Below are 9,380 nucleotides of genomic sequence, written 5' to 3'. Positions count from 1 at the left end.
GTCCCACTCCTTCCCATCCCGAACAGGACAGTGAAACGACTCAGCGCCGATGATAGTGCGGGTTCCCGTGTGAAAGTAGGTCATCGTCAGGCTCTTACAGCCCAGAAAACCCCAGTCAGAAATCTGACTGGGGTTTTTTGCTTTGGGGAGTTTGAAAATGGAAATGCAATGGAAATGGCGACACCGTCAATAACCAAACCGAACAGCCAATAAAAAAGCCCGATGGACAATCCACCGGGCTTTTTAGTTGGCGCAATCAGCGATTGTCAGGCTGCCAGACGCTGCTCAATCGCAGCCTTGGTTTCCGGCAATTCCTTCGGCAGATGGTGCTCAAGCTGCTTGAACAGCTCGGAGTGCAGCTTCAATTCAGCCTCCCACGCAGCCTTGTCGATGCTGGTCACGGTCGCGAACTGTTCGGCGCTGAAATTCAGGCCTGTCCAGTTCAGATCCTCGTAGCGCGGGCTCACGCCAGTGATGTGCTCCACACCATTGGTCTTGCTGCCTTCGACCCGATCGATCATCCACTTCAGCACGCGCATGTTCTCGCCATAGCCAGGCCAGACGAACTTACCGTCCGCGCCCTTGCGGAACCAGTTGGTCGTATAGATCTTCGGCAGCTTGGCGCCCGAGGCTTCCAGTTTCTTGCCGAGATCGAGCCAGTGCTGGAAGTAGTCGCTCATGTTGTAGCCCATGAACGGCAGCATGGCGAACGGGTCGCGGCGCACGATGCCTTGCTGGCCAGCCGCGGCAGCGGTCGTCTCCGAACCCATGGTCGCGGCCATGTACACGCCTTCCACCCAGTTGCGGGCTTCGGTGACGAGCGGCACAGTGGTCGAGCGGCGGCCACCGAAGATGAAGGCATCGATCGTCACGCCCTTCGGGTCGTCCCACGCCTCGTCGAGCGCCGGGTTGTTGGTGGCCGCCACGGTGAAACGGGCGTTCGGGTGCGCGGCCTTGGCACCGGTTTCCTTGGCGATCTGCGGCGTCCAATCCTTGCCCTGCCAGTCGATCAGGTGCGCTGGCAGCGCCTTGCCCGGTGCGTCCTGTTCCATGCCTTCCCACCATACATCGCCGTCGTCCGTGAGCGCGACGTTGGTGAAGATCACGCCGTCGTCCAGGCTGCGCATGCAGTTCGGATTCGTCAGCATGTTGGTGCCGGGGGCCACGCCAAAGTAGCCGGCCTCGGGGTTGATGGCACGCAGAGAGCCATCGGCCTGCGGTTTGATCCAGGCGATGTCATCACCGATGGTCGTGACTTTCCAGCCTTCGAAGCCCGCCGGCGGCACCAGCATCGAGAAGTTCGTCTTGCCGCAGGCGCTCGGGAACGCCGCTGCGACGTGGTATTTCTTGCCTTCGGGATTCGTCACGCCGAGGATGAGCATGTGCTCGGCCAGCCAGCCTTCGTCGCGACCCATGTTCGAGGCGATGCGCAGGGCGAAGCACTTCTTGCCCAGCAGCGCGTTGCCGCCGTAGCCCGAGCCATAGCTCCAGATCTCGCGCGTCTCGGGATAGTGAACGATGTACTTGGTCTTGTTGCAGGGCCAGGACACGTCCTTCTGGCCAGCCTCGAGCGGCGCGCCCACGGTGTGCATGCAGGGCACGAATTCGCCATCGGCGCCCAGCACCTCGTACACGGCCTTGCCCATGCGGGTCATGATGCGCATGTTGACGGCCACATAGGGCGAGTCGGAGAGTTCGATGCCGATGTGGGCAATCGGCGAGCCCAGCGGGCCCATGCTGAACGGCACGACGTACATCGTGCGGCCCTTCATGCAGCCGTCGAACAGAGGCTGCAGCGTCGCGCGCATTTCGGCCGGCGCCATCCAGTTGTTGGTGGGTCCGGCGTTTTCCTTCTCCTGGGAGCAGATGAAAGTGCGGTCTTCGACGCGCGCAACGTCGCTCGGGTCGGACACCGCGAGGAACGAGTTGGGGCGCTTGGCGGGGTTGAGCTTCTTGAAGGTGCCGGCGTCGACAAGTCGCTGGCAAAGGCGGTCGTATTCTTCCTTGCTCCCGTCGCACCAGTGAATGGCTTCGGGTTTGCACAGCGCGGCCATGTCGGCCACCCAGGCAATCAATTTCGCGTTCTTGACGTATGAGGGCGTCTGAATGGTGAGGCCCTTCATCGTGGGTGCGTTCATCGGAAAATCTCCTAAGTTGAAAAATCGTCTTTCCGAACGGGGCGCCGTGCCGCTCAGGCACGGAGGTCCGTTTGAGAAAACGTTTCGCTTTGGGAGACTGCGTCAGCGCGGGCCGCACCGCCCGCGGACAAAGGCGCGAACGCCTGTCAGCGTCAGGCCATGTAGACCGCGATGGATGCCAGTAGCAGCATCAGCACGCCGCCGGCCAGCGGCAGCACCAGTGGCATCAGGTGAACGACCGACTCGACGGCGTCTTTTTCGACAGCGGCGCCCTGGCTCGGCTCGATGGGGGTGGGGTTGGACATCGGGAAGTACCTCGAATACGCAATTGACAAACTGCCGGCATTTTACCGACCGGCAGCCTGGGACCGGTCTAGGGGGTTGCGAGCCCCTGAATAGAACCGTCCGGGGTTGATCTTGCGGCTCAATGCTGCTCTTCGGCTTCGAAGCCGGCGTCCTTCAGCGCGGCCAGCACGCTGGCGAGGTGAGCGCGTCCGCGGGTCTGCAGCACCAGCTCGATGTCGACGTTCTGCGCCGCCAGCATCGTGAAGGCGCGCTGGTGATGGACTTCATCGACGTTAGCGCCCGCTTCGGCCACGGTGGCCGTGATCTGGGCCAAGGAGCCCGGAACATCGCGCGCGCTGACGCGCACGCGAGCCAGCCGGCCAGCCCGCACCATGCCCCGTTCGATGATGGCCGCGAGCAGCAGCGGATCGATGTTGCCACCCGAAAGAACCAGCCCCACGCGCTTGCCCCTGAAGCGCTCGGGGTGCCGGATCAGCGCCGCCAGGCCGGCCGCGCCCGCGCCCTCGACCAGGGTTTTCTCGATTTCGAGCAGCATCAGCACGCCCTGCTCGATGTCGCCCTCGTCCACCAGCAGCAGGTCGTCGACCTTGCTTGCGATGATCTCCCGCGTGAGCACGCCGGGCGTTCCGACCGCGATGCCCTCGGCGATGGTGCTCTTGCCCTGCGCGTGGTGCGTACCCTTTACGGCGTTGACCATGGCTGGAAAGCGCGTGGTCTGCACCCCGACGATCTCGATGCCCGGCTTGCGTTCGCGCGCCGCAACCGCCATGCCGGCGATCAGCCCGCCGCCGCCCACCGCAACCACCAGCGTGTCGAGGTCGGGCACCACGTCGAGCATTTCGAGCGCCACCGTCCCCTGACCCGCGATGATCGCCTCGTCGTCGTAGGGATGCACGAAGGTCAGCCCCTCGCGCTGGGCCAACTCCAGTGCGTGGGCGCGGGCCGCATCCAGCGTATCGCCGTGCAGCACCACCTCGGCGCCGAAACCGCGCGTACGTTCGATCTTCACGCCGGGCGTGAAGCGCGGCATCACGATCAATGCGCGCAACCCCAGCCGCTGCGCGTGATAGGCCACACCCTGCGCATGGTTGCCGGCAGACATGGCGATCACTCCGCGTATACCGTTCTCCGAGAGATCGACCAGCTTGTTGCATGCCCCCCGCTCCTTGAACGAGGATGTGAACTGCAGGTTCTCGAATTTCAGGAACACCTGTGCGCCGACGATCTCGGAGAGCGTGCGCGACTCGACGCAGGGTGTATTGAGCACCTGACCTTGGAGACGCGCCGCGGCGCGCAGGATTTCATCGATTCCGACCATGGCGCGCATTGTGGCTGGAATCGCACCCATGAGGGTTTTTACCGTTCGCCGGTCTTCCCGAAGCCAAAAGTCTGCGTTATGGTCGCTCCGAGATTGTCCTCGTTGGAGGTTGCCTGATGGTCAAGCGTGCGGGTGTCGATGTCGTGGCTGCTGCGGTACGCGGGCAGGCACTGCCGTCGCCCGGCCTCAAGGAGGCGCCGGTGCTCGAGCTGATGTGCTCGCACTTCGTGCTCACGCTGGCGGCCAAGCAGGGGCCGCGTTTCAATGTGCGGCGCGACATCAATGGCCTGCTCTCGCTCACGGGGCGGCACCTGGTGTGGCCGGCGGCCGTGCTGCAGCGGCTGCGCGAATTCCTCGGGCGACGCTGCGCGGGCAACGAGGCCTGGAAGGGCGTCGAGGACTTCGACGGCCGCACGCTGCTGGAACGCCACGGCGTGTGGCGCGGCCCGTATGAAGAGGGCACGCTCTTTTTCTATCTCGACGAATACGCGAAAGACCAGCCGAAGGACCTGCTCTCGGTGCTGGCCGTCACGCGCGACTGGCTCACGCACGCGCTGCGCAAGCAATCGACGCTGGTCGAGAAGAACATCGACGCGCTCGCGGGCCTGCTGCAGCTCAACAAGGCCGAGCGCGCGCTGCTGCTCTACGGCACGCTCGCGCGCTACCAGCGCGACCTGCGCTCGCTGCTGGTCGAGTTCAAGGTCAACAACGCTCCCGAGGCCTATGCGGCCATTGCCGACATCGCGGGTGTGAACGCGAGCGAGGTGGGCGAGGCGCTGCGCGCGGGCTCGCGGCTCGAGCGCATCGGGCTGGTCGAGAACCTCATCTCCGAGCACAACATCACCGACCTGGCCGACCTCATGAAGGTCAGCGAGAAGCTGCCGCCGGTGCTCATGCGCGAGTACCGCGACCACAACGAGCTGATGGCCGTGTTCACGCGGCCCTCGGCCAAGAGCGCGCTCACGCCACACGACTTCTCGTTCGTGCAGGAAGACGCGCAGATGCTCGTCACGTTGCTGCGCGCGGCGGTCGCGCGCAAGGAGCCCGGCGTCAACGTGCTGCTCTACGGGCCGCCCGGCACCGGCAAGACCGAACTCGCAAAGGTTGTCGCGCAGGCTGCAGGACTCGAACTCTTCGAAGTCGAGTATGCCGACCGCGACGGCAATTCATTGAGTGGCCGCGACCGCTACCGCTCGCTGCAGATCGCCCAGGTGTTCCTCAAGGGCAGCGCGCAGGCCGCACTGCTGTTCGACGAGGTCGAGGACGTCTTCCCGCCCATCAGCACCGAGGCTGCGCAGTTCATGGCGCGCGCCGAGCAGATCCCGGCGCCCACCAGCGGCAGCGTGAGCGGCAAGGCCTGGGTCAACCAGATCCTCGAGGCCAACCCCGTGCCCACGCTGTGGGTCACCAACCGCATCGAGCAGATCGACCCGGCCTTCCGTCGCCGCTTCGCCTACCACCTGGAGCTGAAGTCGCCGCCGCCGGGCGCGCGCGAGCAGCTCGTGAAGAAGACGCTCGAAGGCGTGGTCGTGTCCGAGGCCTTCACCGCCAAGCTGGCCGAGCGAAAAGGCCTCACGCCCGCGCAGATCCGCACGGCTGTGCGCTTTGCGGGTCTCGCGCGAACCGACGACGCTTCGGTGGAAGCGCTCATCGAACGCCAGCTGCGCAACGCCGACCTCGCCTTGGGCACGCTCGATGCCGGACGCGGCGAGCGCCGCAGCGTGACCACCTACGACCTCGACATGCTCCATGTCGAGACCCGCTTCGAGATCCCGCGCATCGTCGAGGCGCTGAAGGCGCGCGGCCACGGCACGCTGTGCTTCTACGGCGCGCCCGGCACCGGCAAGACCGCGCTGGCCGAGCACATCGCCAAGGCCGTGGGCCGCCCGCTCATCGTCAAGCAGGCCAGCGACCTCATGAGCAAGTACGTCGGCGAAACCGAGCAGAACATGGCCGCCATGTTCCGCGAGGCCGAGAACGAAAAGGCTGTGCTGCTGCTCGACGAGGCCGACAGCTTCCTGCAGGACCGGCGCGGCGCGCAGCGCACCTACGAGGTCACCGAGGTCAACGAGATGCTGCAGGGCATGGAGCGCTTCAACGGCGTCTTCGTCTGCACCACCAACCTGCTCGACCGGCTCGACCAGGCCGCGCTACGGCGCTTCACCTTCAAGATCAAGTTCATGCCGCTCACCGCCGCGCAGCGCGAGCGCATGTTCGTGACCGAGGCGCTTGCGGGCGACGCCGCGCTCATGACAGCTGCCATGCGTTCGCGGCTGGCCCCGCTGACACAGCTGTGCCCGGGCGATTTCGCGGCGGTGAAACGGCAGACCGACATACTGGCGGCCGAGTTTTCCGCGACCGAATTCCTTGACCAGCTCGAAGCCGAGCACCGTATCAAGCCCGAAGTGCGCGAATCGCGCGGCATGGGTTTCGTGCAATAGCGGGAACAGAAGAAAACCGGGCGCGCGAAACATCCGCGCGTCCGGGCCACGAGGAGGAAGGTATGGACTTTCGCAAGGTCGACGCGCGGCTGCTGCCGCGCCCAGGCGCATCGGTTGCGGGCGCCGCGCTCGCGGTGGCCTGCCTGCTGGCGGGTTGCGGAGGTGGCGGCGGCGGAGGCGGTGGCGCAGGCCTGCCGATCGGCCTGCTGCCCGGGACCACGACGCCGCCCGCCAGCGGCGGCGGCGATGGCGGCATCGTCGCCTCGGCCACGGTTGCCGGCCTGTGCGCGGCGCCGCGCGCGGGCGTCAACCCCGACACGGGTGCCGCCTATCCGGACCGCGCTGGCTCGCTCGACAACGAGAAGAGCTGGGTGCGCGGCTGGATCGACGAAACCTACCTCTGGTACACCGAGGTGCCGACCACGCTCAAGGCCGCCGACTACGCCACGCCGGTCGCCTGGTTCAACGTGCTCAAGACGCCGCTCACCACGGCTTCGGGCCGTGCCAAGGACCGCTTTCACTTTACCTACGACACCGAGGTGTACCGCCAGCTGTCGCAGGGCGGCGTGTCGGCCGGCTACGGCATGGAGACGGCGGCGATACGCAGCTCGCCGCCGCGCGACATCCGCATCGCCTTTGTCGAGCCGAACTCGCCCGCTACCAATGCGAGCCTGCAGCGCGGCGCGAAGATCCTCACCATCGACGGTATCAACGTCGTCAGCAGCACCGGCACCGCCAACGTCAATGCGATCAACGCCGCCCTTTCGCCCAAGGCCGTCGGCGAATCGCACACCTTCACCTTCGAAGTGAACGGCGTCGCGCAGTCTCCCGTGCAGTTGACGGCCGCGAAGGTCACCAGCACGCCGGTGCAGAACGTCCAGGTCATCGACACCGGCAGCGGCCGCGTGGGCTACCTGCTGTTCAACGACCACATCACGACCTCCGAGGCGCAGCTCATCGCCGCGGTGAACACCTTCAAGCAGGGCGCGGGCATCCAGGATCTCGTGCTCGACATGCGCTACAACGGCGGCGGCCAGCTGCTCATCGCCAGCCGGCTGGCCTACATGATCTCGTCGCCGGCGGTGACCGCGGGCAAGACCTTCGAGCAACTCACCTTCAACGACAAGAACCCGTTCCACCTGACGGCGGCGCAGACCCTGACGCCCTTCACCGGCACCAGCCGCAGCGGCCAGGCCCTGCCCACGCTGGGCCTCTCGCGCGTCACGGTGCTCACCGGCCCCGACACCTGCTCGGCGAGCGAGTCGGTCATCAACAGCCTGCGCGGCGTGGGGGTCACCGTCAACCTCGTCGGCGGCACCACCTGCGGCAAGCCCTACGGCTTCTACCCGCAGGACAACTGCGGCACCACCTACTTCGCGATCCAGTTCAAGGGCGTGAACCAACAGGGCAGCGGCGACTACGGCGACGGCTTCGCGCCCACCGCCGGTTGCACCGTGGCCGACGACTTCGCCCACCAGCTCGGGGACCAGAGCGAGGCGCGGCTGTCCGCGGCGCTCACGCTGCGCAGCACCGGCGCCTGCCCGGCCGGGTCGTCCAAGGCCCTGGCGTCGGGCCTGGACAAGAGCCAGGCCGCGCCCGATGTGGAGCAGCCCTACATGCCTGGCCGCTCGCCGCTGCGCGAGAACCGGCTGATCAATCCCGCACCCGATCCGGCCTGATCCGACCGGCCCGCGCAAACCCCTAGGCTGCGGCGCTTGCCATGGCCGCGGCTTGCACCGTAGAGTTGGCAAACGTTTGCGCAAAGCTTTGCGCAAACGTTTGTATTTCAGTGCCTTCGACTGAAAACCAACCTCTTAGTCTCAGGAGCGGAAGATGCAGATGCGCAAATGGATCGGGGCGATGTTCATCGCCGTCATCACGGTGTTGGCGGGCTGCGGCGGCGGTGGCGACGGAGGCGGCGGCATCGGCCTGGGCCCGGGCTTCGGCGGCGGATCGGGCGGCTCCACGGCGCAGAAGATCATCATCGACAGCGACTACAACACCATGAGYGACGACGGCCAGCTCGGCGTCATGGCAGTCCAATTGCAGGCCAGCGGCAAGGTGCAGGTCATGGGCATCAGCGTGGTGTCGGGCAACCAATGGCTCAAGCAAGGCGTGGCCGACGCGCTGATGTCGATGGAGCGGCTCGGCGTGGGCAACCGCATCGGCGTCTACGTGGGCGCGAACTACGCGCTCAACCACAGCTTCGCCGACGTGCAAGCCGAGATGGCCGCGGGTGCCGGCGGCGACGGCTATCTCGGCGCCTGGGGCGGTCCCGAGCCGAAGACCGATGCCGACCTCAAGCCCTCGCCCGACGGCTTTGCGCAGCACACCGTCGTGCAGCGCAAGAGCGCGGTCGACTTCATCGTCGACACCGTGAAGGCCAATCCCGGCCAGATCACCATTCTTGCCATCGGCCCGCTCACCAACATCGCACTCGCGGCGAAGCAGAACCCCGAGATCGTCCCGCTCATCAAGAAGATCATCTACATGGGCGGTGCCATCGACGTGGCGGGCAACACCACCAAGGCCGCCGAGTTCAACTGGTGGTTCGACCCCGACGCCGCGCAGTACGTGGTGCGGCTGCCGATCCCGCAGGTGGTGGTGCCGCTGGACGTGACCGACACCGTGTTCCTCACCAAGACCATCTACGACCGCATCGCGCACCCGGCCAAGCCCACGGCCGTGACCGACGTGTTCCAGAAGCTCAACGGCTACGGCTTCGACGGCAAGAACGGCTTCGAGAACAACCCGAACTACACCCAGAACATCTGGGACACGCTCACGCTGGCCTACCTGATCGACCCGGGCTACGCCACGCAGACGGTGGACCGCTACGTCGACGTGATCGCCAAGCCTGGCGCGGCAGACAACGGCCGCTCCATCGGCTATGCCTCGCAGCCTGCGGGCCCCACGCTGCAGAAGATGACGGTGGTGAAGAAGTTCGACAACGCGCGCTTCTTCGAGCTGTACGTCGACCTGCTCACGCGGCCGGTGCCGGTCGTGCTGCCCGCGACGAACTGAAGGCTAGATGTGAAGCGTCAAGAGGTTGTTTCTTGACGAGTTGAGTCTGGACATAGGCGCGATACCGCCGATGCCGCTGTGCGGGCGATGCCAGTTGTAGTGGTGCTGCCAGCTCGCCAGGGCATCGGTTCGGTGAGCTGAGTTCTGGTAGGG

At 65.8% G+C, this 9,380-nt stretch carries 7 protein-coding genes and 1 rRNA gene; 4 read left to right on the top strand and 4 right to left on the bottom strand.

Annotated elements, in window-relative coordinates; translation table 11 throughout:
- A 5S ribosomal RNA gene (rrf, locus tag AC1DFC_RS29360) occupies window positions 1-92 on the top strand; the annotation flags it as partial.
- A 174-nt stretch (window positions 93-266) separates the two neighbouring features.
- On the opposite strand, the gene AC1DFC_RS29355 is transcribed toward rrf, so the two are convergent.
- The 3 genes from AC1DFC_RS29355 to AC1DFC_RS29345 form a co-directional block, all read right to left on the bottom strand.
- A complete protein-coding gene (locus AC1DFC_RS29355) occupies window positions 267-2,138 on the bottom strand; it encodes a phosphoenolpyruvate carboxykinase (GTP) (protein ID WP_478180536.1) in 1,872 nt (623 codons plus the stop codon).
- 152 nt (window positions 2,139-2,290) lie between these two features.
- A complete protein-coding gene (locus AC1DFC_RS29350) occupies window positions 2,291-2,443 on the bottom strand; it encodes a hypothetical protein (RefSeq protein WP_007831971.1) in 153 nt (50 codons plus the stop codon).
- Window positions 2,444-2,562: 119 nt separating this feature from the next.
- The gene (locus tag AC1DFC_RS29345) at window positions 2,563-3,762 is read right to left on the bottom strand and encodes a threonine ammonia-lyase (protein ID WP_193386545.1); all 1,200 of its coding nucleotides are present in this window, start codon (window positions 3,760-3,762) and stop codon (window positions 2,563-2,565) included.
- 116 nt (window positions 3,763-3,878) lie between these two features.
- Here AC1DFC_RS29345 and AC1DFC_RS29340 point away from each other — a divergent pair, with 116 nt between their 5' ends.
- From AC1DFC_RS29340 to AC1DFC_RS29330, 3 genes are all read left to right on the top strand, one after another.
- Window positions 3,879-6,203 (top strand): ATP-binding protein, encoded by a 2,325-nt coding sequence (locus AC1DFC_RS29340; RefSeq protein WP_478180535.1) that lies wholly within the window; start codon window positions 3,879-3,881, stop codon window positions 6,201-6,203.
- Between the two features lie 62 nt (window positions 6,204-6,265).
- Complete coding sequence (locus AC1DFC_RS29335) at window positions 6,266-7,882, top strand: S41 family peptidase (RefSeq protein ID WP_413336241.1); 1,617 nt, start codon at window positions 6,266-6,268, stop codon at window positions 7,880-7,882.
- Window positions 7,883-8,042: 160 nt separating this feature from the next.
- Entirely contained in the window at window positions 8,043-9,227 is a 1,185-nt protein-coding gene (locus AC1DFC_RS29330; protein WP_042673180.1) for a nucleoside hydrolase, read from the top strand.
- Between the two features lie 3 nt (window positions 9,228-9,230).
- Here AC1DFC_RS29330 and AC1DFC_RS29325 read toward each other — a convergent pair.
- Window positions 9,231-9,380 (bottom strand): integrase core domain-containing protein (locus AC1DFC_RS29325; RefSeq protein WP_478180537.1); only part of this gene is annotated, 150 nt, incomplete at its 5' end.

The sequence above is a fragment of the Variovorax sp. 10L421 genome (genome assembly GCF_056395365.1).
The sequence above is the reverse complement of the archived record's forward strand: the minus strand, read 5'-3'. Positions and strand labels throughout refer to the sequence as shown.